The 19,177-nt window shown below is 61.8% G+C and carries 17 protein-coding genes and 3 tRNA genes; 18 read left to right on the top strand and 2 right to left on the bottom strand.

Features of this window, described 5'->3' with window-relative positions; all coding sequences use genetic code 11:
- Nucleotides 1–133: 133 nt before the first annotated feature.
- From accD to AC3IT6_RS19285, 18 genes are all read left to right on the top strand, one after another.
- Nucleotides 134–1,054: an acetyl-CoA carboxylase, carboxyltransferase subunit beta gene (gene accD, locus AC3IT6_RS19370; protein WP_489319124.1), complete on the top strand. Its 921-nt coding sequence runs from the start codon at nucleotides 134–136 to the stop codon at nucleotides 1,052–1,054.
- Nucleotides 1,051–2,358: a bifunctional tetrahydrofolate synthase/dihydrofolate synthase gene (gene folC / locus AC3IT6_RS19365; protein ID WP_489352058.1), complete on the top strand. Its 1,308-nt coding sequence runs from the start codon at nucleotides 1,051–1,053 to the stop codon at nucleotides 2,356–2,358. Before accD ends, folC begins: the two co-directional genes overlap by 4 nt.
- Nucleotides 2,342–3,010, top strand: a complete 669-nt coding sequence (locus tag AC3IT6_RS19360; protein ID WP_489352056.1) for an SPOR domain-containing protein — start codon at nucleotides 2,342–2,344, stop codon at nucleotides 3,008–3,010. The genes folC and AC3IT6_RS19360 overlap by 17 nt, the downstream gene beginning before the upstream one ends.
- 98 nt (nucleotides 3,011–3,108) lie before the next feature.
- Complete coding sequence (locus AC3IT6_RS19355) at nucleotides 3,109–3,669, top strand: CvpA family protein (RefSeq protein ID WP_150727110.1); 561 nt, start codon at nucleotides 3,109–3,111, stop codon at nucleotides 3,667–3,669.
- Between the two features lie 41 nt (nucleotides 3,670–3,710).
- A complete protein-coding gene (gene purF / locus AC3IT6_RS19350) occupies nucleotides 3,711–5,216 on the top strand; it encodes an amidophosphoribosyltransferase (RefSeq protein WP_007975670.1) in 1,506 nt (501 codons plus the stop codon).
- Nucleotides 5,217–5,297: 81 nt separating this feature from the next.
- Nucleotides 5,298–6,509, top strand: a complete 1,212-nt coding sequence (locus tag AC3IT6_RS19345) for an O-succinylhomoserine sulfhydrylase (protein ID WP_489352053.1) — start codon at nucleotides 5,298–5,300, stop codon at nucleotides 6,507–6,509.
- On the top strand, nucleotides 6,506–7,282 hold the full coding sequence (locus AC3IT6_RS19340; protein ID WP_489352051.1) for an SDR family oxidoreductase: 777 nt from the start codon (nucleotides 6,506–6,508) through the stop codon (nucleotides 7,280–7,282). The genes AC3IT6_RS19345 and AC3IT6_RS19340 overlap by 4 nt, the downstream gene beginning before the upstream one ends.
- A 232-nt stretch (nucleotides 7,283–7,514) precedes the next feature.
- A tRNA-Val gene (locus tag AC3IT6_RS19335) sits at nucleotides 7,515–7,590 on the top strand.
- Nucleotides 7,591–7,643: 53 nt separating this feature from the next.
- Nucleotides 7,644–7,720 (top strand) — tRNA-Asp (locus tag AC3IT6_RS19330).
- Nucleotides 7,721–7,825: 105 nt separating this feature from the next.
- Nucleotides 7,826–7,902 (top strand) — tRNA-Asp (locus AC3IT6_RS19325).
- Between the two features lie 378 nt (nucleotides 7,903–8,280).
- Entirely contained in the window at nucleotides 8,281–8,790 is a 510-nt protein-coding gene (locus AC3IT6_RS19320; RefSeq protein ID WP_489352049.1) for a sigma-70 family RNA polymerase sigma factor, read from the top strand.
- On the top strand, nucleotides 8,787–9,737 hold the full coding sequence (locus AC3IT6_RS19315; RefSeq protein WP_489352047.1) for a FecR domain-containing protein: 951 nt from the start codon (nucleotides 8,787–8,789) through the stop codon (nucleotides 9,735–9,737). Before AC3IT6_RS19320 ends, AC3IT6_RS19315 begins: the two co-directional genes overlap by 4 nt.
- A 67-nt stretch (nucleotides 9,738–9,804) precedes the next feature.
- Nucleotides 9,805–12,228, top strand: a complete 2,424-nt coding sequence (locus tag AC3IT6_RS19310) for a TonB-dependent siderophore receptor (protein ID WP_489352045.1) — start codon at nucleotides 9,805–9,807, stop codon at nucleotides 12,226–12,228.
- Between the two features lie 78 nt (nucleotides 12,229–12,306).
- Nucleotides 12,307–13,248, top strand: a complete 942-nt coding sequence (locus AC3IT6_RS19305; protein ID WP_489352043.1) for an ABC transporter substrate-binding protein — start codon at nucleotides 12,307–12,309, stop codon at nucleotides 13,246–13,248.
- Nucleotides 13,248–14,237 (top strand): FecCD family ABC transporter permease, encoded by a 990-nt coding sequence (locus AC3IT6_RS19300; protein WP_489352041.1) that lies wholly within the window; start codon nucleotides 13,248–13,250, stop codon nucleotides 14,235–14,237. Before AC3IT6_RS19305 ends, AC3IT6_RS19300 begins: the two co-directional genes overlap by 1 nt.
- Nucleotides 14,230–15,261 carry a FecCD family ABC transporter permease gene (locus AC3IT6_RS19295; RefSeq protein ID WP_489352039.1) on the top strand — a complete coding sequence of 344 codons (1,032 nt, stop codon included), beginning with the start codon at nucleotides 14,230–14,232 and terminating at the stop codon, nucleotides 15,259–15,261. Before AC3IT6_RS19300 ends, AC3IT6_RS19295 begins: the two co-directional genes overlap by 8 nt.
- Nucleotides 15,262–15,273: 12 nt before the next feature.
- A complete protein-coding gene (locus tag AC3IT6_RS19290; protein ID WP_223448418.1) occupies nucleotides 15,274–16,065 on the top strand; it encodes an ABC transporter ATP-binding protein in 792 nt (263 codons plus the stop codon).
- Nucleotides 16,062–16,844 carry an IucA/IucC family C-terminal-domain containing protein gene (locus AC3IT6_RS19285; RefSeq protein WP_489352036.1) on the top strand — a complete coding sequence of 261 codons (783 nt, stop codon included), beginning with the start codon at nucleotides 16,062–16,064 and terminating at the stop codon, nucleotides 16,842–16,844. The genes AC3IT6_RS19290 and AC3IT6_RS19285 overlap by 4 nt, the downstream gene beginning before the upstream one ends.
- 76 nt (nucleotides 16,845–16,920) lie before the next feature.
- Here AC3IT6_RS19285 and aldA read toward each other — a convergent pair whose 3' ends face one another.
- The gene (aldA, locus tag AC3IT6_RS19280; protein ID WP_489352034.1) at nucleotides 16,921–18,354 is read right to left on the bottom strand and encodes an aldehyde dehydrogenase; all 1,434 of its coding nucleotides are present in this window, start codon (nucleotides 18,352–18,354) and stop codon (nucleotides 16,921–16,923) included.
- A gap of 19 nt (nucleotides 18,355–18,373) precedes the next feature.
- Nucleotides 18,374–19,174, bottom strand: a complete 801-nt coding sequence (locus AC3IT6_RS19275; protein ID WP_489352032.1) for an aldolase/citrate lyase family protein — start codon at nucleotides 19,172–19,174, stop codon at nucleotides 18,374–18,376.
- Between the last annotated feature and the right edge of the window lie 3 nt (nucleotides 19,175–19,177).

The following is a 19,177-nucleotide window of genomic DNA, read 5'->3' as shown; positions in this document are numbered from 1 at the left end:
GTTGCACGCAGGTCATGTTTCGCGCTGACCGTGGCAGTCCATCGACCCTCTTCGCACACATGAATTTAGCGCTAGGGCATACACGGGGCTGCGAACCAGAGCGTTCGGGCCACCGGTACTGGAGAAAGAAAGCATGAGCAACTGGTTAGTAGACAAACTGATCCCTTCGATCATGCGTTCCGAGGTCAAGAAGAGCTCGGTGCCTGAAGGTCTTTGGCACAAATGCCCGTCTTGCGAGGCTGTGCTGTATCGTCCGGAGTTGGAAAAGACCCTGGACGTTTGCCCCAAGTGCAACCATCACATGCGTATCGGCGCCCGCGCCCGTATCGACATCTTCCTCGACGTTGAAGGTCGTGCCGAGCTGGGTGCAGACCTGGAGCCGGTTGACCGTCTGAAATTCCGCGACGGCAAGAAGTACAAGGACCGCCTGACCGCTGCACAAAAGCAGACTGGCGAAAAAGACGCACTGGTTTCCATGAGCGGCACCTTGCTGGGCATGCCGGTCGTGGTTTCGGCGTTCGAGTTTTCCTTCATGGGCGGTTCGATGGGCGCCATCGTCGGTGAGCGTTTCGTGCGCGCCGCCAACTACGCCCTGGAAAAACGTTGCCCGATGATCTGCTTCGCCGCTTCCGGCGGTGCGCGGATGCAGGAAGCGCTGATTTCCCTGATGCAAATGGCCAAGACCTCCGCGGTGCTGGCTCGTCTGCGTGAAGAAGGCATCCCGTTCATCTCCGTGTTGACCGATCCGGTCTACGGCGGCGTTTCCGCCAGTCTGGCGATGCTGGGCGACGTGATCGTCGGCGAGCCGAAGGCGTTGATCGGTTTTGCCGGTCCGCGCGTGATCGAGCAGACCGTGCGTGAAAAACTGCCGGAAGGCTTCCAGCGCAGCGAGTTCCTGCTGGAACACGGTGCCATCGACATGATCATCGACCGTCAGGAACTGCGCCCGCGCCTGGGCAACCTGCTGGCGCAAATGATGGGCCTGCCGACGCCGCAGTTCGTGGCTGCACCCATCGAGCCGATCGTGGTTCCACCGGTACCCGCCAGCCTATGACCCAACGTACCCTTGGCGAATGGCTCGCCTACCTTGAGCAGTTGCACCCTTCGGCCATCGACATGGGCCTGGAGCGGTCGCAGCAGGTAGCGTCCCGCATGGGACTGGGCAAGCCGGCGCCTCGGGTGATCACGGTCACCGGGACCAACGGCAAGGGTTCCACCTGTGCGTTCGTGGCGTCCTTGCTACGAGCCCAGGGCTTGAAAGTGGGGGTTTACAACTCCCCACACCTGCTACGTTACAACGAGCGGGTAACGGTCAATGGCTTCGAAGCCACGGACGCCGAGCTGTGCGAGGCCTTTGCCGCGGTAGAGGCCGGGCGCGGCGACACTTCCCTGACTTACTTCGAAATGGGCACTCTGGCGGCATTCTGGCTGTTCCAGCGCTCCGGGCTCGATGCAGTGGTGCTGGAAGTTGGTCTGGGCGGCCGCCTGGACACGGTCAACGTGGTGGACGCCGACATGGCGCTGGTCACCAGTATTGGCGTCGATCATGCGGATTACCTCGGTGATACCCGAGAGTCCGTGGCCTTCGAGAAGGCCGGTATCTTCCGCCAAGGCGCGCCTGCGCTCTGCGGCGATCTGAATCCTCCACAACCGTTGCTGGACAAGGCGCGCGAGCTCAATTGCCGGTTTTTCCTGCGTGGGCGCGATTTTGATCTCGGCGTCACCGATCACAACTGGCAGTGGCGTGGTGTCGATGCGCAAGGGCGTGCGGTTGAACTGCGCGACCTGCCACTGCTCGATCTGCCGATGGAAAACGCTGCACTGGCGTTGCAGGCGTACCTGCTGCTCGGCTTGCCTTGGGTGGATGCGCAGATTATCGAGGCGCTACGGGCCACCCGGGTGGTCGGTCGCCTGGATCGCCGCGAGTTCGAGTGGCAAGGCAAACGCTTGAATCTATTGCTGGATGTGGGGCATAACCCCCATGCGGCGGAGTATCTGGCTCGTCGCCTGGCCAGTCGTCCGCCGGTCGGCAAGCGTCTGGCGGTGTTCGGGCTGCTGGCGGACAAAGACCTGGGTGGTGTTGTCGGCGAATTGAATGCTAGTGTCCAGCACTGGGCTGTCGCACCTCTGGATTCGCCTCGGGCGCGTTCGGTTGCGGATTTGCACGACGCGCTGCAAGGCCTTGGGGCTTCGGTCGCGTCATACGACAGTGTCGCGGCCGCCCTGGAAGGGCAGTGCGCGCAGGCTACGAGCGACGACGAAATTCTGTTGTTCGGATCATTTTATTGTGTCGCCGAGGCCCTTGAATGGCTGGCCCGGCGCTCCACGGAGGACGCGGCGAATGGCATTGCTGGATAAGGCATACAAGCAGCGCATGGTTGGCGCCCTGGTGTTGGTCGCGCTGGCGGTGATTTTTCTGCCGATGCTGTTTTCCCGCCAGGACGAACAGCGCCAGGTGACGGTCGAAGCGCCTGCGGCTCCGCAGGCGCCAGCGATGCCCCAGGTACAGGTCGAGCCCGTGGTGGTGCCTGAACCGCAAGCCTTGCCTCAGGAACCCGTGCCGAGCGATGACGAAATCGCCCAGCAGGAATCGGCGGTGCCAACTGCGCCGGTGGTCCCGGCGCCTGCGGCTCCAGCGCCAGCAGCCAAGCCGGCTGCACCCGCGCCGGTCCCGGCTCTGGCGGCTAAACCTGCGACAGCGCCTGCCCAGCCCATCACGGCGGCACCGGGCAAGCCGGACACCACGCAAAGCCGTGTCGATGCCAATGGTTTGTCTGTCAGCTGGTCGGTGCAACTGGCCAGCCTGTCGAATCGTGAAAGCGCAGAAAAGCTTCAGAAAACCCTGCGCAGCCAGGGTTACAACGCCTACATCCGTACCGCCGACGGCAAAAACCGGGTGTTTGTCGGGCCGCTGATCGAGCGTGCTGAAGCCGACCGGCTGCGTGACTTGCTGAACCGCCAGCAGAACCTCAAGGGGTTTGTCGTGCGCTTTCAGCCAGAACGTGGCTAAAACTATCGCCCCGATTTGAAATGCACAGACAATCGCAGCTTACCGATAAGCACGGGCTCTGCTAAAATGCGCCGCCTTATCCGTCTGTAGGCTGCACTGTGCCATTTACCTGGGTTGACTGGGCGATCGTTGCAATCGTCGCCATCTCCGCATTGATCAGTCTGAGCCGCGGCTTCGTCACAGAAGCACTGTCGCTGCTGACCTGGATCATCGCAGGAGTCGTAGCCTGGATGTTCGGTGGCTCACTGTCCGAGTACCTCGGCGGGTACATTCAAACGCCATCGGCACGTATAATCACGGGCTGTGCCATCATGTTTGTCGCCACTTTAATCGTAGGCGCAATGATCAATTATCTTATCGGCGAACTGGTTCGCGTCACCGGGCTCTCCGGGACCGACCGATTCCTCGGCATGGCCTTCGGCGCCGCGCGTGGCGGGTTGCTGGTGGTCATCGCCGTCGGGCTGTTGAGCCTGGGGCCGGTACAGCAGGACGGGTGGTGGAAAGAGTCACAGCTCGTGCCAAAATTTCTATTGGTTGCAGACTGGTCCAAAAACCTGATCCTCGGGTGGAGCAGTCAGTGGCTTGCCAGCGGAATCAGCGTACCCGCTGATATTCCGTTCAAGGAGCAACTCTTGCCGATGGCCAAAACGCCTCAGTGAGTAGTGCTCAGTTCAGATCCATTAAGTAGGGGTTGCGTCGCATGTGTGGCATCGTCGGTATCGTCGGTAAGTCGAACGTCAATCAGGCGCTGTATGACGCGCTAACCGTCCTCCAGCACCGCGGCCAGGACGCTGCCGGTATCGTGACCAGCCATGATGGCCGGTTATTCCTGCGCAAGGACAACGGCCTGGTGCGTGACGTGTTCCAGCAACGTCACATGCAGCGCCTGGTCGGTCACATGGGCATTGGCCATGTGCGTTATCCAACCGCAGGCAGCTCGACGTCGGCCGAAGCTCAACCGTTTTACGTCAACTCGCCTTACGGCATCACCCTGGCGCACAACGGTAACCTGACCAACGTTGAACAACTGGCCAAGGAGATTTACGAATCTGACTTGCGCCATGTCAACACCAGTTCCGATTCGGAAGTGCTGCTCAACGTGTTCGCGCACGAACTGGCCCAGCGCGGCAAGTTGCAGCCGACCGAAGAAGACGTTTTCGCCGCCGTCACCGACGTGCACAACCGTTGCGTCGGTGGTTATGCCGTCGTAGCGATGATCACCGGCTACGGCATCGTCGGCTTCCGCGATCCGCACGGCATCCGCCCGATCGTTTTCGGCCAGCGTCACACCGACGAAGGCGTCGAGTACATGATCGCCTCGGAAAGCGTTTCCCTGGACGTGCTCGGCTTCACCCTGATTCGCGACCTGGCACCCGGCGAAGCGGTCTACATCACTGAAGAGGGCAAGCTGTACACCCGTCAGTGCGCGACCAACCCGTCCCTGACGCCGTGCATCTTCGAACACGTCTACCTGGCGCGTCCGGATTCGATCATCGACGGCGTGTCGGTCTACAAGGCCCGCCTGCGCATGGGTGAAAAACTGGCCGAGAAGATCCTGCGCGAGCGTCCGGATCACGACATCGACGTGGTCATCCCGATTCCGGACACCAGCCGCACCGCCGCGCTGGAGCTGGCGAACCACCTGGGCGTGAAGTTCCGCGAAGGCTTCGTGAAGAACCGCTACATCGGCCGGACCTTCATCATGCCGGGCCAGGCTGCGCGGAAAAAATCCGTACGCCAGAAGCTCAACGCCATCGAGCTGGAATTCCGCGGCAAGAACGTGATGCTGGTGGACGACTCCATCGTTCGCGGTACTACTTGCAAGCAGATCATCCAGATGGCCCGCGAAGCCGGCGCCAAGAACGTCTACTTCTGCTCCGCGGCGCCAGCGGTTCGCTACCCGAACGTCTACGGCATCGACATGCCGAGCGCTCACGAACTGATCGCCCACAACCGTTCGACCCAGGACGTGGCTGACCTGATCGGCGCCGACTGGCTGATCTATCAGGACCTGCCTGACTTGATCGAAGCGGTCGGTGGCGGCAAGATCAAGATCGACAAGTTCGATTGCGCGGTGTTCGACGGCCAGTACGTCACCGGCGACGTCGACGAGGCTTACCTGAACAAGATCGAGCAGGCACGCAACGATGCCTCCAAGGTCAAGACGCAGGCAGTCAGTGCGATCATTGATCTGTACAACAACTGAGTTTCTACCGGCCCTGAGGGGCCGGTTTTGTATCTGGCAAAAAGACTTTCATCTATCAAGAGCAGGGCAAGGAGTGACAGCATGAGTCAGGAATGGGATGCCGGTCGGCTGGACAGCGACCTCGAAGGTGTAGCGTTCGATACCCTGGCCGTACGCGCCGGTCAGCACCGTACGCCGGAAGGCGAACACGGTGATCCGATGTTCTTCACTTCCAGCTATGTATTCCGCACCGCTGCCGACGCCGCCGCGCGTTTTGCCGGGGAAGTGCCGGGCAACGTTTACTCGCGCTACACCAACCCGACCGTACGCGCGTTCGAAGAGCGCATCGCCGCGCTGGAAGGCGCTGAGCAGGCCGTGGCCACGGCCACCGGCATGGCGGCCATCATGGCCGTGGTCATGAGCCTGTGCAGCGCCGGTGATCATGTGCTGGTGTCGCGCAGCGTATTCGGCTCGACCATCAGCCTGTTCGAAAAGTACTTCAAACGCTTCGGCATCGAAGTCGATTACGTGGCCCTGGCGGACTTGTCCGGTTGGGATGCGGCGATCAAATCCAACACCAAATTGCTGTTCGTCGAGTCGCCATCCAATCCGCTGGCCGAATTGGTAGACATCGCCGAACTGTCGAAAATCGCTCACGCCAAAGGCGCGATGCTGGTGGTCGACAACTGCTTCTGCACCCCGGCCTTGCAGCAGCCGCTGAAAATGGGTGCGGACATCGTCGTGCACTCGGCCACCAAGTTCATCGACGGCCAGGGCCGTTGCATGGGCGGCGTGGTCGCCGGTCGTAGCGAGCAAATGAAAGAGGTGGTTGGCTTCCTGCGTACCGCCGGGCCGACCCTGAGCCCGTTCAACGCCTGGATCTTCCTCAAGGGCCTGGAAACCCTGAACCTGCGGATGAAGGCCCATTGCGCCAACGCCCAGCAACTGGCCGAGTGGCTGGAGCAGCAGGAAGGTATCGAGAAAGTCCATTACGCCGGCCTCAAGAGCCATCCGCAGCACGAACTGGCGCTGCGCCAGCAGAAGGGCTTCGGTGCGGTCGTCAGTTTTGAGGTCAAGGGCGGCAAAGAGGGCGCCTGGCGCTTTATCGATGCCACGCGCCTGATTTCGATCACCGCCAACCTGGGCGACAGCAAGACCACCATCACCCATCCGAGCACCACCTCCCATGGTCGCCTGGCGCCGCAGGAGCGTGAAGCGGCGGGCATTCGTGACAGCCTGATCCGCGTTGCGGTCGGCCTGGAAGACGTGGCGGACCTGCAAGCCGATCTGGCGCGCGGCCTGGCAGCGTTGTGATCGAGTTGCCTGTGCCGACCACCGGCTCAAATGGCCGCGTAGCGCTGGTGACCGGTGCTGCGCGGGGTATTGGCCTGGGGATCTCGGCCTGGCTGATCAGCGAAGGCTGGCAAGTCGTGCTGACGGACCTGGACCGGGAGCGCGGTTCGAAAGTGGCGAAAGTGCTGGGCGATAACGCTTGGTTCATCGCCATGGATGTCTCGAATGAAGGGCAAGTCGCGCTGGGCGTGGCCGAGGTGCTCGGCCAGTTCGGGCGCCTGGATGCGCTGGTATGCAACGCAGCGGTTGCCGATCCGCACAACATCACCCTGGAAAGCCTCGACCTGGTCCACTGGAATCGGGTGTTGGCGGTGAACCTCAGTGGGCCGATGCTGCTGGCCAAGCACTGTGCGCCGTACCTGCGCGCTCACAGCGGTGCCATCGTCAATCTGGCCTCGACCCGCGCCGGGCAGTCGGAACCCGACACAGAGGCCTATGCGGCGAGCAAGGGCGGCTTGTTGGCCCTGACGCATGCGTTGGCCATCAGCCTTGGCCCGGAGATTCGGGTCAATGCCGTCAGCCCTGGCTGGATCGATGCGCGCGACCCCTCGGTGCGACGTGCCGAACCATTGAGCGAAGCCGATCATGCCCAGCATCCGGCGGGCAGGGTAGGGACGGTCGAGGATGTCGCGGCGATGGTGACCTGGCTGCTGTCGAGGAACGCCGGGTTTGTCACCGGCCAGGAGTTCGTGGTCGATGGCGGCATGACCAAGAAGATGATTTACAGCGAGTAAGCTTCGGGATTGATGTTGAATGTGCTGCTTTCGCGAGCAAGTCGAATCGTCGCACCGCCGCTCCCACATTTGTAATGCATTCCCCTGTGGGAGCGGGCTTGCTCCGGGCGGCGTTCCGACGAAAGCGCACTCGCTGCACATACATAATTTTGTCTTTTTCAGAAAAACTTCAATCCTGCTATTGACTTAGGTTCGCTACCTGCGTAAATTTCGCGGCCTCGGAGATGCAAACGGGTGATTAGCTCAGCTGGGAGAGCGTCTGCCTTACAAGCAGAATGTCGGCGGTTCGATCCCGTCATCACCCACCACTTCCGAGATACTTGCGAAAGCAAGAGGTAGGCTGAAATGCCTCCACCGACGCGCAGCGGTAGTTCAGTCGGTTAGAATACCGGCCTGTCACGCCGGGGGTCGCGGGTTCGAGTCCCGTCCGCTGCGCCATATTTTCCGAGTCAGGTCCGCCCTGATTCGAGATTAAAAGAGAGATTGAAAAGTCTCAGAGCTTTTAATCAGACGAGTTAATTGAGCGTCAGCTCAAAGCGATACGCAGCGGTAGTTCAGTCGGTTAGAATACCGGCCTGTCACGCCGGGGGTCGCGGGTTCGAGTCCCGTCCGCTGCGCCATATCTGCCCCGAGGCCCACTGAACGCCTTGGAGCTACGAAGAAGCCACTGGTTACTTCGAGTCGATAGCAAAGACCCTGGTCGAAAGACCGGGGTTTTTTGTTTCTGCGATTTGGCTTTTTCTCCTTCCTTACAACCCTCAGGGTTTCGCAGCTGCCGACCACGCGCGGATGGCCAGTGAATTCCGTTGTCTCTTGAAAACTCCCCTCAATAATCCGCAGCCTCGATAAACCGGCACCGCGCGGCCGAAATATCGGCCTGTCATCAAATTATTCAAGCCTTTACCAGGTGCAATTCACACAAAGGACTTGGTTTGATCTCTCAACACTAATTAGAATGAGTCGCATTTAAAATATTTCTTCGCGCAGGGTTTCTTTAGATGAGTGATGCAGCGTTGCCGCCGGAGCAAACCTTCCACGACCTGTACCGCGACCATCGGAGCTGGCTCGAAGGATGGTTGAGACGACGCATGGGCAATGGCAGCGATGCGGCGGATCTGAGCCAGGATACCTTCGTTCGTTTGCTCGCCAGCTCTCAGCGCATCGCCGACCTGCAAGAGCCTCGCGCCTATCTGGCGACAGTCGGTAAGCGGCTGCTGGCCAACTTCTACCAGCGCCGCAGCCTGGAGCAAGCCTATCTCGATGCATTGGCGTTGCTGCCCGAGGACTGCGTGCCGTCCCCGGAGCAACGCTGGATCCTGCTGGAAACCCTGCAAGCCCTGGATGAACTGCTCGATGGATTGCCGGGCCCGGTACGCCGCGCGTTTCTCTTGAGTCAGCTGGAAGGCCTGGGCTATCAAGAGATTGCCGAGCGTCTGCAGGTCTCGGAACGCACGATCAAGCGCTACATGGCTCAAGCCTACGAACATTGCCTGCTGGTGGACATGTGAACGGTTCGGCACCTTCGGCCCAGGCCCGGCAAGTCGTGCGGGCCGCCGCGCAGTGGCTGGCCCTCATGGAATCCGGCTGCGCCAATGAACAGGACCGGTCGCAGCTGCAGAGCTGGCGCGATAGCCATTGCAGTCACGAGCAGGCCTGGCAGAAAGCGCAACTATTGCGCCAACGCTTTGCCGACCTGCCATCGGCCCTGGCCATGGCCAGCCTGGACCGGCCACAAGCCAGTCGACGTACCGTGCTCAAGCGCGTTGTCGGGGCGGTGGCTTTGCTGCCGACCGCCTGGCTGATCAGTCGACAGTTGCCGCTGGATACCTGGAGTGCCGACCTGCGGACTGCCACCGGGGAAAGCAAAAAGGTCCGGTTGGCCGATGGCAGCTCTGTGCAACTGAACACTGCCAGTGCCGTCGATATCGACCTGAAAAACCAGCGCCTGAAGCTTGTCGAGGGCGAGATTGCGCTGAATGTGCCTGGGGCCTCGCCGCTGACGATTTTCACGCGTTTCGGGCAAGTGGTCGTCAGTCAGGGCGAAGTATGCGTTCGTCAGGGGCTGGCGGGCTGCAAGGTCTCGGTGCTCAAAGGCACGGCGCAGTTGCAGCCTCTGCACGGGCCAGTCTTTTCGTTGCGCGGTGGCCAGCAGGTCAGCCTTCAAGCAGCGGGTGCCGGTGCCGTGGAGCCATTCGATGTGCTGGCCCCAGGCTGGCGTGAGGGTGTGCTGATGGCGCAGAACCAGCCCTTGGGGGATTTTCTGCGCGAACTCAGCACCTATCGTCCCGGCGTATTGCGTTGGGAGCCTGAGCTGGAATCGCTGCGCATCACCGGCAGTTTCCGCCTTGAAGACACTGATCGCATTCTGGCTCTGCTGGCGGCCAGCCTGCCGCTGGAAGTGCATTCGCGTACGCGTTACTGGGTAACGCTGGTACCGCGAAAAAATAGTGTTTAAAGCGTGTCCCCTTTTTTCGCCTCGCTTGTCATTCAAGGTAAGCGAAACGAAATCAGAGAGATTCACAATGCCCGCAGTGATGTCTTGCAGTATGCGTCCGGCTCCATCCAGGTTGCGCCCGTTGTTGCACTTGAGTCTGTTGTTGAGCCTGAGTGCCTGTCCGTTGTTCATCACTGCCGGTTGGGCCGAAGACGCGCCGCGCCGCAGCTATCAGGTGCCAGCCGGTAGCCTCGACGCTGCGCTGACCCGTTTCGCCGGGCTGGCCGGGGTCAATCTGTCAGTGGACCCGGCACTGGTGAGCGGGCGCACCAGCCCCGGTCTGTCCGGCGACTTCGCGGTGGAGGAGGGCTTCGCCCGGCTGCTACAGGGTTCCGGTCTGCAACTGCAGCCGGTGGGCGAACAGGCGTACATGCTGACCCCGGTGCCAACCGGCAGCAGCCTGCAATTGGGCGCTACCTCTATTTATGCGACGGCGGACACGGCGCACGGTGATCCGTATGTCGGCGGGCAGGTGGCACGCCGTGGATCGCAAGGCTTGCTGGGCTCGAAAGATTTCATGGAGACGCCGTTCAGCGAGACCACCTACACCAGTGAGTTGGTGAAAAACCTGCAGGCGCGTACCTTGGGCGACCTCGTGGCCAGCGATCCCTCGGTTCGCGCCACCAATCCGGCGGGTGGGCGGTATGAGCAGTTCACCATTCGCGGAATGAGCCTGTTCAACAGTGATGTCTCCTACAACGGTCTCTACGGCATCCTGCCGACGTACACGATTGACATGGAAATGGCCGACCGCGTCGACATCCTCAAGGGCCCGAGCCAGCTGATCAATGGCATCTCGCCGCGGGGCAGCGTGGGTGGCGGGATCAACGTGGTGCCCAAGCGCGCCACCGACGTGCCCATTACTTCGTTTACCGGCAACTACGCTTCCGACAGCCAGGTCGGCGGGGCCGTGGACATCGGTCGGCGCTTTGGTGAGGGGGACATGTTCGGTGTTCGTTTCAACGGCGTGAAGCAGTCCGGCGACACCGAATGGGATCACCAGAGCGTTGACCGCGAGATGGCTGTGCTGGGCCTGGATTTTCGCGGTGAACGCCTGCGGCTCTCGACGGACGTCGGACATAACGAGCGTGACACCGACGCCCCGCAGGAGCGTGTGCAGGTGGGCGCTAACGCTCAGGTTCCGCACGCCAGCGATGTTCGCCACAACTATGCGCAGCCGTGGAGCAAGGCGCGTACCAAGGACACCTTCGGTACGGTGACCGGCGAGTACGATGTCAGCGATTCCGTCATGGTGTACGCCGGTGCGGGCGCGCGTAAAAGTAATCATGACTTTCTCCGGCACGCCGTAGCGGTCACCAACGACGCGGGTAATTTCAGCGTTTTGCCACGTGACTTCACCCGTGACGAAAATGTCCGCACGGCCAATGCCGGGGTGCGCAACTGGTTCCATACCGGTCCGGTGAGCCATGAGATCAACCTGGCTGCCAGCTATTTCTACATGGACTTCGAAAACGGCGGCGCCCGTTATGCCGCCGCCCCGAGCAACATCTACAACCCGGTGCAAACACCGACGCCCATCACTCCCACGCGACTCGATTCTGAGGTGTATACCGAGAACCGCTCAAGCAGCGTGGCGTTGTCCGACACATTGGGGTTCTTCGATGATCGGGTACTGTTGACCCTCGGCGCCCGCTGGCAGCGAGTGCAGGTTGACGACTGGACGGATGATGTCAAAGGCGACAAGGGCTACGATGAAGAAAAGGTTTCGCCCTCGGGCGGCATCCTGTTCAAGGCCACCGATAAACTCTCGTTGTATGCCAACTACATGGAGGGCCTGAGCCAGGGCAAGATCGCGCCGTCGACCTCGGTGAACGAGGACGAAATCTTCCCGCCGTTCATCAGTCGGCAGGTCGAGGTCGGTGCCAAATATGATGCGGGTGCGTTCGCCATCACCACTGCGGTGTTCCGGATCAAACAGCCAGCCTATGAAACCAACGCCACGACGCGGGTTTTCGGCCCGAACGGCAAACGCGAAAACAAGGGTGTGGAAGTCAGTGTGTTCGGTGAGCCGCTCAAAGGCTTCCGCCTGCTCGGCGGCGTCATGTACATCGACAGCGAGCTGACCGATACCACCAACGGCACCTTTGACGGCAACCGCGCTCCCGCCACGCCGGAATACAACGTCAACCTGGGGGCCGAGTGGGACGTGCCGAATGTACAAGGCCTGACCCTGACCAGCCGCAGCATCTATTCCAGCTCGCAGTATCTGGACCAGTCCAACAACAAGGAAATCGATGCCTGGACGCGTGTCGACGTGGGCGCGCGCTACGCGTTCAAGGTCGAAGAAAAGAACATCACCCTGCGTGCCAATGTCGAGAACGTGGCCGACAAGCGCTACTGGAGTTCCGCCGGGGCCTCGGATGACAGCGAGCCTGGATTGACGCTCGCGACGCCACGCACCTACCTGCTTTCGGCGACCGTCGACTTCTGAATCGATTCAACCGTGCGTTGCGCCACAGGGAAGGGCGCTGCCGAGTTGTGTCATGCATCGATTGCAGAGGACCAGAGCATGCCCAGCCTCACTAACCCGCTCAAGAACGAACAGGTCAACACGCCCTCCAGGCGCACGCTGCTGCGCCTGTCCCTGGGCATGCTCGCACTCAGGTTCACTCCGTCGGCGTGGGCTCTGGCCGATGCCGCGCCGCTGCGGGTGATCACCCTGTTTCAGGGCGCCACCGACAGCGCCGTGGCGTTGGGCATCACACCCTGCGGCATCGTCGATTCCTGGAGTGAAAAGCCCACCTATCGCTATCTGCGCTCGGCGCTGGAGCCGGTGCCCCATGTCGGCCTGGAAACCCAGCCGAGCCTTGAAGACATCGCGCTGCTGAAGCCGGACGTGATCATTGCCTCGCGTTTTCGCCATGAGCGAATCGCACCCTTGCTCAAGCAGATCGTCCCGGTGGTGATGCTGGAGGAGGTGTTCGAATTCAAGAAAACCCTGGCGTTGATGGGCCTGGCCTTGCACCGCCAGCAACGGGCCGACGAGGTGTTGGCCCGCTGGCAACTGCGTACGGCGCAACTGCGCCGGCAACTGCAGCAGAAGTTTGCCGGGCGCTGGCCGCCTACGGTGTCGATTCTGGATGTCCGCGAAGACCATATCCGCAGTTATTTGCCGGCCAGTTTTCCAGGTTCGGTAGTCACTGAACTGGGGTTGGGCTGGAGTGAGGCCAGTCGGGCGGCGAGCGGGGTATCGATCAAACTCACCAGCAAGGAGAGTCTGGCGGTGGTGAATGCCGACATTTTCTTTGTCTTCTTGCGCGCGGAGAAACCGGCGGTGCAGCGAAACTATGAAAGCCTGGTGCAGCATCCGCTGTGGCAGCAAATGCGTGCGCCGCAGCAGGGGCGGGTGTGGCGGGTCGACGGCGTGGCCTGGAGCCTGTCGGGCGGAATGCTCGGGGCAAACCTGATGCTCGATGATGTTGCGCGGTTGGTCACGGCGGATGTGGCCTGATGAGCAATGGGTTGAAGCTGTGCTGTGCCGGGGTCGTGTTGCTGCTCAGCAGTGTGCTGAGCCTGGCAGTCGGAGCGACCTGGATTCCGCTTTCGCAAATTGCCGCAGCCTTCGTGCATCCCGATCCGCTGAGCGTCAGCCATGTGCTGGTGACCACCACACGCCTGTCGCGAACCTTGATGGCAATGGCCGTGGGCGCGAGCCTGGCCGTGGCGGGGGCCTTGATGCAGGCGCTGACGCGCAATCCGCTGGCGTCCCCCGGTTTGTTCGGGATCAATGCCGGCGCGACTTTTTTTATCATCCTGTGTTCCTCGCTGTTTTCCCTGTCATCCCCGGATGCCTGGCTGTGGTGCGCGTTCATCGGCGCGGCCGTGGCCGGCAGCCTGGTGTGGCTGATCGGCAACATGGGGCAGGGCAGTCTCAGCCCGTTGCGTATTGTGCTGGCGGGTGCGGCGATGGCCGCATTGTTCTCCGCGTTCAGCCAGGCGTTGCTGGTGGTCAATCAGGATGGCCTGGACACGGTGCTGTTCTGGCTGGCGGGCTCGTTGACCGAGCGCAGCCTGTCGGTCGCCGCACCACTGCTGATGTGTGGCGTACTCGGGCTGTTCGGCGCGATGTTGCTGGCGGGGCAGGTCAACGTGCTGAGCGCGGGAGAGGAGATTGCCACCGGCCTGGGTCAGCGCACCGGTTTGATCCGGCTGCTGATGAGCGTGCTGGTGGTCTGTCTGGCGGGCAGTGCCGTGGCATTGGCCGGCAGCATCGGGTTTATCGGCTTGCTGGTGCCGCACATGGTGCGCAAGGGCTTGTCCATCGATCATCGCTGGTTGCTGCCGGGTTGCGCGCTGCTTGGGGCGATTGTCCTGCTGCTGGCGGATACCTTGTCGCGGGTGTTGATCCTGCCGCAGGAGGTACCGGTGGGGGTGATGACGGCGTTGTTCGGCGCACCGTTCTTCATCCTGTTGGCCCGGCGTGGAGGTCGTTATGGATAAGGTCCTGATTTGGCGCCGCAGCGGGTTTTCCCGGCGGATCAATGTCGCCACGCTGTGGCGGTTGCTGGCGGCGTTGATGGTGACGGCGCTGATCATGCTCGGCTCGCTGTCGTTGGGTAAAGTCATGCTGTCGCCGCTGCAGGTGCTGCGCATTTTGCTGTCGAGCCAGGACCCCAGCCTGACGTTCATCGTCGAGCAACTGCGCTTTCCGCGGATGCTGCTGGCGGCGCTGGTGGGCGCGGCGTTGGCGGTGTCGGGGCTGATTCTGCAAAGCATCATCCGCAACCCGCTGGCATCGCCCGACCTGCTGGGTATCACCAGCGGCGCCAGTGCGGCGGCGGTGCTGTACCTGTCGTTTTTCTCCGTCGCACTGGGTCAACAGTATCTGCCGCTGGCGGCGATGCTGGGCGCGGGGCTGGCGGCATGGGCGATCTATCTGCTGGCCTGGAAACAGGGGGCTTCCCCGCTGCGCCTGGTGTTGATCGGGGTCGGCATCAGCGCGATGTTGACCGCCGCGACCACCTTCATTCTGGTCTTCAGTCCGCTGACCACGACCCTGTCGGCTTATGTCTGGCTGACCGGCAGCGTGTACGGCGCCAGTTGGCCGGAACCGCTGGCGCTGGGTCGCTGGTTGTTGGGTATTTGCCCGCTGCTGGTGCTGCTGGCCCGGCAGGTGATGGTGCAACAGCTGGATGACCAACTAGCCCAAGGCATTGGCGTTCCCGTGCAGTGGTTGCGCGCCGGTTTGTTGCTGGTAAGCGTGGCATTGGCCGGTGCGGCGATTGCCTGGGGCGGGGCGATAGCGTTTGTCGGACTGATTGCGCCGCACATTGCCAAGCGTTTGGTGGCCCCGGGTTTCGGCGGTCAGGCGCTGATGGCGGCGTTGGTTGGGGCGAACCTCGTGGTGCTGGCCGACCTCGCCGGGCGTGTGCTGTTTTTGCCGCTGGATCTGCCGGCCGGGATTTTTGTCGCCGTGCTGGGCACACCCTTTTTTCTCTATTTGTTGATCAAACAGCGTCATTGAGGAATTCAACGTATGACGTCGATTGCAAGTCGCGGCCTGACCCTGAGTTATCAGCGCCAGGTGATTATTGACGCGCTGGACATGCAACTGCCCCAGGGCAAGATTTCGGTACTGATTGGCAGCAACGGCTGCGGCAAAAGCACCTTGCTCAAATCCTTCGCCCGACTGCTCAAGCCGCAGCAGGGCTCGGTGATTCTCAACGGTGTGGATATCCAGCAAAAGTCCACGGCCGCCGTGGCCCGGGAGTTGGCCATTTTGCCCCAGACCCCCAGCGCGCCGGAGGGCATCACCGTCCGCCAGTTGGTGGCGCTGGGGCGTTATCCGTATCAGAGCTGGATGCAACAGTGGTCGGCGCAAGACGAAGCCATGGTCAACCGCGCGCTGGCGCAAACCAGTCTGCTGGCCCTGGCGGACCGACCGGTGGACGCGTTGTCCGGTGGCCAGCGCCAGCGCGCGTGGATCGCCATGACCCTGGCCCAGGACACCGGTATCGTGCTGCTCGACGAACCCACTACCTTTCTCGACCTGGCGCATCAGATCGAAGTGCTGGACCTGTTGCGCGACCTCAACCGGCTCGAAAACAAGACCATCATCATGGTGCTGCACGACCTCAACCTGGCCTGTCGTTACGCCGACCACATGGTTGCGGTGCACAACCGGACGGCCTTTGCCCAGGGGCGGCCCGACGAGGTGTTGACCGAGGCCCTGGTCAAGACCGTGTTCGACCTCAATTGCCGAATCATTCCCGACCCGTTCTTCGCAACGCCGCTGTGCATTCCGTTTGGCCGGGAGTTGCCGCAATGAATCTGGCCTGTCATTTCACGGCGTCGGAGTGGGCGCTGTTGTCCGGTGGCTTGCGGCTCAAGGACAGCGACGAGCGCGACCCGTTGCGTTCGATGAAGGCCCGGGACTTGTTGCAGGAAGACGTGTGCGAGCAACTGCTGGATGCGCTGGGCCCGGTGATCGGCTCGCCGACCCGGGCGATCACGGCCTCGCTGTTGGGCAAGCGCTTGTCGTTTCTGGCGACCGGCGCCTGTTTGTATGCGATGTCGGCGTATGACAAAGGGCTATTGCTGACGCTCGACAACACGGTGATTGAATACGGCCACGATGACGGGTTGTGGACGTCTTCGATGCCGCTGCATCACGGTGAGCCGCTGACCTATGGCCTCAATGAGCGCGAGGCTTGGCGGGAAATGCTGGTGCAAGGACTGTTCGCCGGACTGCTGAAACCGTTGTGGCAAACCTTCAATCGTGTCACCGGAGTTTCCCGGCGCATTCTCTGGGAAAACACCGCCGTGCGTATTTATTCGCTGTATGAAAAGCGCATGGCGAAAATAGAAGACTCTTCAATTCGCGAGCGCTGTGAAGCGGACTTCAATTGGTTGCTGACACAAGCCGAGCCTGCGTTGTTCGGCCTCGATTACAACCCGCTGAGCCATTTCCGCCGACCGCCGACGCTGGTGGACGAAGGGCAGCGGAGCATCCGCTTTCGCCGAACCTGTTGCTTTTATTACCTGGCCACCGAACCCGCTGAGTACTGTTCGACCTGCCCATTGCTACGACCGGGGAAATGCCGATGAGATGTCTATTTCAGGGTGATGGGGCAGGCGCCCAAGCGATGGCATAGGCGCGTGCTCTTCACAGAGGGTGCGTGGCTCAGCCTTGCAGATAGACCGCGTGGGTATGGGTGTATTCGTACAACCCGTGTTTGCCATCCGCGCCACCGATGCCGGACTTGCGCACGCCGGCGTGGAAACCCTGCATCGCTTCGAAGTTCTCGCGATTGACGTAGGTTTCGCCAAAATCCAGTTCGCGCATCGCCTGCAGGGTTTTGCTCAGGTCGCGGGTGTAGATCGATGAGGTCAAGCCATAGTCGCAGTCGTTGGCCAGGGCGATGGCTTCGTCCAGGTCGTCGATTATCTGGATCGGCAGCACCGGTCCGAAAATCTCTTCGCGCATGATCTCCATATCCGCGCGGCAACCGGCCAAAACGGTGGGCTGGAAGTGGAAGCCATTCGGCAGGTCGGCAATCTGTCCGCCGCTGATCAGGCTTGCGCCCTGGCTCAACGCGGTGCGGACTTTGCGATTGACGCTGTCCAGCCCCTGGCGGTTGATCAGCGGACCCATCTCCACGTCCGGCTGGGCAATCGGGTCGCCATAGCGGGTCGCGTTCATGGCCGCTGCGATGCGTTCGATGAACTGATCGGCCACCTTGCGCTCGACGTACACCCGCTCAGCGCAGTTGCACACCTGGCCGCTGTTGATGATGCGCGAATCGCGGATTGCCCTGACCGCGAGGTCGAGGTCTGCATCCGCCAACACAATGGCCGGTGCCTTGCCGCCCAGTTCCAGGTTGAGCTTGGTGATGTTTGGCGCGGCGGCGGCCATGATCCGCGAGCCGGTGTCGACGCTGCCGGTGAAGCTGATCATGTCCACGCCTTTGTGTCCGCTCAATGCCGCGCCGACTCGGCCGTCGCCACAGACCACGTTGAACACGCCGGGCGGCAGGTCGGTTTTGGCCACCAGTCGGGCAAATTCGAAGCAGTTGTTCGGGGTTTCTTCGCTGGGCTTGATGACGATGGTGTTGCCGGTCAGCAGGGCCGGGGCCATCTTGCGGGCAATCAGGAAGAAGGGGAAATTCCACGGCAGGATCCCGGCCACCACGCCCAACGGTTTGCGGAACAGGAAGATGTTTTCGTTCTGACGATCGCTGGTGATGATCTCGCCTTCGATGCGCCGGGCCCATTCGGCCATGTAATCGAGATAATCGGCGGTGAAATTGACTTCGACTTCCGCCAGGCCACTGATCTTGCCTTGCTCCAGAGTGATGGTGCGCGCCAGGTGCGAGACGTTTTCCCGCAGTTTGGCGGCGATCCGGCGCAAGTATCCGGCGCGGTCGTTCGCCGGTTTGCGCGCCCAGTCCTTTTGCGCGGCACGGGCGGCAGCGAGGGCGCGGTCGACGTCCTCGGCGGTCGAGGCCGGGACTTTCGACAACAGGGCGCCGGTAGCCGGGTTGATCACATCGAGGTGGGCAGCGCTGGCCACGAACTGGCCGTCGATGAAGTTTTCGTAAACAGGCACGGATGACATGGTGCGACTCCTTGGCAGATCAGTAAGTGCGTGACGGCGCTTGAGTGGTGGCGGGTTCGCGGTAGCGAGCGAGGGTGGCCATGGCGCCTTGGCGCAGCAGGCTGATGTCGATGGCCACGGCAATGAACTGGCAGCCCCAGTGCTGGTAGCGGCGGGCGTCTTCTTCGTTGGGGGCGAGAATCCCGCAGGCCTTGCCGGCCGCCAGCGTGGCGTTCACGGCGTGTTGAATCCGCTCCTGGACTTCCGGATGGCCGGGGTTGCCGGCGTGGCCCAGGCCGATCGACAAATCCGCCGGGCCGATAAACACCGCATCCACGCCCTCGACGGCGGCAATCGCTGCGACGTTTTCCACGCCGGTGCGCGATTCCACCTGCACGATCAGGCACAGTTGTTCGTGGGCTGTATTCAAGTAATCGGGCACACCGTCCCAGCGGGTGGCGCGGGTCAGGCCGCCGCCGACCCCGCGAATGCCGTGGGGCGGGTAGCGCATGGCGCGCACCAGTGCCTGTGCCTGCTCAGCGGTTTCGACCATCGGGATCATCAGCGTCTGCGCGCCGATATCCAGCAGTTGCTTGATCAGGTTGGCATCGCCATTCACCGCGCGCACTACCGGCGCGGTCGAGTAAGGCGCCACGGCCTGCAACTGGGCAAGTACGCCGGGCACTGTGTTGGGTGCGTGCTCGCCATCGATCAGCATCCAGTCGTAACCGGTGGTGGCGACGATCTCGGCGGCGTAGCCGGTGGCGAACCCGGCCCAGATGCCATATCGGGTCGCTGAGCTGTTCAGCGCGGCCTTGAACGCGTTGTGCGGCATGTTCATGTC

The sequence above is a fragment of the Pseudomonas sp. KH_017 genome (genome assembly GCF_057840285.1).
This window is presented reverse-complemented; position numbering and strand designations above follow the sequence as displayed.

What these genes read in the sequence shown, in the direction of transcription:
- accD (WP_489319124.1), top strand. Translation starts at nt 134, where the DNA reads ATGAGCAACTGGTTAGTAGACAAACTGATCCCTTCGATCATGCGTTCC.
- folC (WP_489352058.1), top strand. Translation starts at nt 1,051, where the DNA reads ATGACCCAACGTACCCTTGGCGAATGGCTCGCCTACCTTGAGCAGTTG.
- AC3IT6_RS19360 (WP_489352056.1), top strand. Translation starts at nt 2,342, where the DNA reads ATGGCATTGCTGGATAAGGCATACAAGCAGCGCATGGTTGGCGCCCTG.
- purF (WP_007975670.1), top strand. Translation starts at nt 3,711, where the DNA reads ATGTGTGGCATCGTCGGTATCGTCGGTAAGTCGAACGTCAATCAGGCG.
- AC3IT6_RS19345 (WP_489352053.1), top strand. Translation starts at nt 5,298, where the DNA reads ATGAGTCAGGAATGGGATGCCGGTCGGCTGGACAGCGACCTCGAAGGT.
- AC3IT6_RS19320 (WP_489352049.1), top strand. Translation starts at nt 8,281, where the DNA reads ATGAGTGATGCAGCGTTGCCGCCGGAGCAAACCTTCCACGACCTGTAC.
- AC3IT6_RS19310 (WP_489352045.1), top strand. Translation starts at nt 9,805, where the DNA reads ATGCCCGCAGTGATGTCTTGCAGTATGCGTCCGGCTCCATCCAGGTTG.
- AC3IT6_RS19305 (WP_489352043.1), top strand. Translation starts at nt 12,307, where the DNA reads ATGCCCAGCCTCACTAACCCGCTCAAGAACGAACAGGTCAACACGCCC.
- AC3IT6_RS19300 (WP_489352041.1), top strand. Translation starts at nt 13,248, where the DNA reads ATGAGCAATGGGTTGAAGCTGTGCTGTGCCGGGGTCGTGTTGCTGCTC.
- AC3IT6_RS19295 (WP_489352039.1), top strand. Translation starts at nt 14,230, where the DNA reads ATGGATAAGGTCCTGATTTGGCGCCGCAGCGGGTTTTCCCGGCGGATC.
- AC3IT6_RS19290 (WP_223448418.1), top strand. Translation starts at nt 15,274, where the DNA reads ATGACGTCGATTGCAAGTCGCGGCCTGACCCTGAGTTATCAGCGCCAG.
- AC3IT6_RS19285 (WP_489352036.1), top strand. Translation starts at nt 16,062, where the DNA reads ATGAATCTGGCCTGTCATTTCACGGCGTCGGAGTGGGCGCTGTTGTCC.
- aldA (WP_489352034.1), bottom strand. Translation starts at nt 18,354, where the DNA reads ATGTCATCCGTGCCTGTTTACGAAAACTTCATCGACGGCCAGTTCGTG.
- AC3IT6_RS19275 (WP_489352032.1), bottom strand. Translation starts at nt 19,174, where the DNA reads ATGAACATGCCGCACAACGCGTTCAAGGCCGCGCTGAACAGCTCAGCG.